The sequence below is a fragment of the Accumulibacter sp. genome, from assembly GCF_032229525.1.
Taxonomy (GTDB): Bacteria; Pseudomonadota; Gammaproteobacteria; order Burkholderiales; family Rhodocyclaceae; genus Accumulibacter.
Genome location: NZ_JAVTWB010000177.1, coordinates 1 through 1560, shown reverse-complemented (window position 1 = coordinate 1560; position 1560 = coordinate 1). Strand labels below are relative to the sequence as shown.

Annotated in this window: 1 protein-coding gene; it reads left to right on the top strand. The window is 42.1% G+C overall.

The annotated features are described in order from the left end of the window. Window positions 1–171: 171 nt before the first annotated feature. The gene (locus RUW20_RS13730; protein ID WP_313952799.1) at window positions 172–1152 is read left to right on the top strand and encodes a hypothetical protein; all 981 of its coding nucleotides are present in this window, start codon (window positions 172–174) and stop codon (window positions 1150–1152) included. Window positions 1153–1560: the final 408 nt, after the last annotated feature.

Below are 1560 nucleotides of genomic sequence, written 5' to 3'. Positions count from 1 at the left end.
AGGAAAGAGGAAAGAGGAAAGAGGAAAGAGGAAAGAGGAAAGAGGAAAGAGGAAAGAGGAAATATAGACACAGCATTGCCAGGGTAAAAAAGGAAATGTCTCTGACCTCTTTGGTTCGATAACAGGTTTGCATTCGTACTGGTTAAAAAACAAATGGGGGTTTTGCATTGCATGGCTGATGAATCTAATAGAGCACAGTCTGGATTTTTGATTCAGGGTACCGAGGCCTTCAAAGTTGCGCAGGCCCTATATAACACCGTCACCGGAAAGACAGAAAAACTTTCTAAAAGGTTCTCCGAAAACTACAAAATTGAATTGAATGACATTTTTCAATTGCATTTCAAATTGGGGCAAATGTGTGCCCAATGGAACGTAATTGAATCAAATGAGAACATTACTATTCATCATGTTGACGATAACAAGGAGACATTTTCGTCATTAGACCGATTCAAGGTATATGACCAAAGCCAAACATCTCCTATTGAAAGTATTGTGTACGAGTTCAATGTCCTTGTTCAGTTACAAAATACTCCAAAACCTCAGCCCTATCGAATAACAGTTCGATTGGGATCCAAAGCGGCCATTTATCAAAAAGCAAGAATGGAAATTCCTAGCTCGATGTTTATAAGGTTCTTTCGGGGCGGTGCTATTAACGTCGACATCGACTATGTAGATTACGTAGTGGCCCGCAATATGCTGTCTACAGTCGATTCATGGGTGTCGACGGTGGCTTTTACACAAAAAAATAAGGTGCTGAATTTTTTACAGAGTAAATCACATCTGTTCACTGATGTTTCAAGCTTTCTATTGCTGATGGTTTCCTTGGTAACATGTGTTTCAATTGTTAGTTCTGTCTTGTCGCCAGATAATAACAATCAAGTTCTGGCAAAATTTCTTTTAATTACGTCTGGATTTGTCGTATCTTCATTTATTCTGGGAAAAGCATTCGGTGGAATTCTAGAAAATGCCGTTGATTCATTGTCGGAAGTTAGCTATATAAAAATTAATGTTGGTGATAAACGAGTGATTCAAGCAGTTGAAAGTAGCAATATAAGATCGTTAATTAAGGGAGCACTTTCTTTAGTATTTATCACAATTCATGCAGTTGGGTGCAGTTACTTTTCTTCAGTTCTGTATGAGCTACTCAAGTAGCGCGAAATGCTAACAATCACATGCAGTGGACCCGACCCGAAACTAAAAACGGTCAGAGTGATTAATCTTTTCAGCCGGCGAGCCGCCGGGCTTAACGGATTGCGGATTGAAAGAGGAAGAACGAAGTAGAAGCGCCGTATTGCGAAGGTGAAAAATGAAATGTCTCTCAGCTAAAAGGGGTCAGAGTGAGTAACTTTTTGAGCTAGCGAGCCGCCGGGGCCAACGGATTGCGGATTGAAAGAGGAAGAACGAAGTCGAAGCACCGTATTGCCAAGTTGGAAAAGGAAATGTCTCTGCCCCCTTGATTCCCAGTGCCATGGGTCTCTGACCCTTTTGATCCGCGTGATCCCCCGCTGCCGCCCGACGGTCTGGTAGGCTTCGCCGAGGAAGACAGCTTATGACGCGCAA

Bases quoted from the DNA above. Each gene is read 5' to 3' on its own strand.
- RUW20_RS13730 (WP_313952799.1), top strand. From the start codon at position 172: ATGGCTGATGAATCTAATAGAGCACAGTCTGGATTTTTGATTCAGGGT.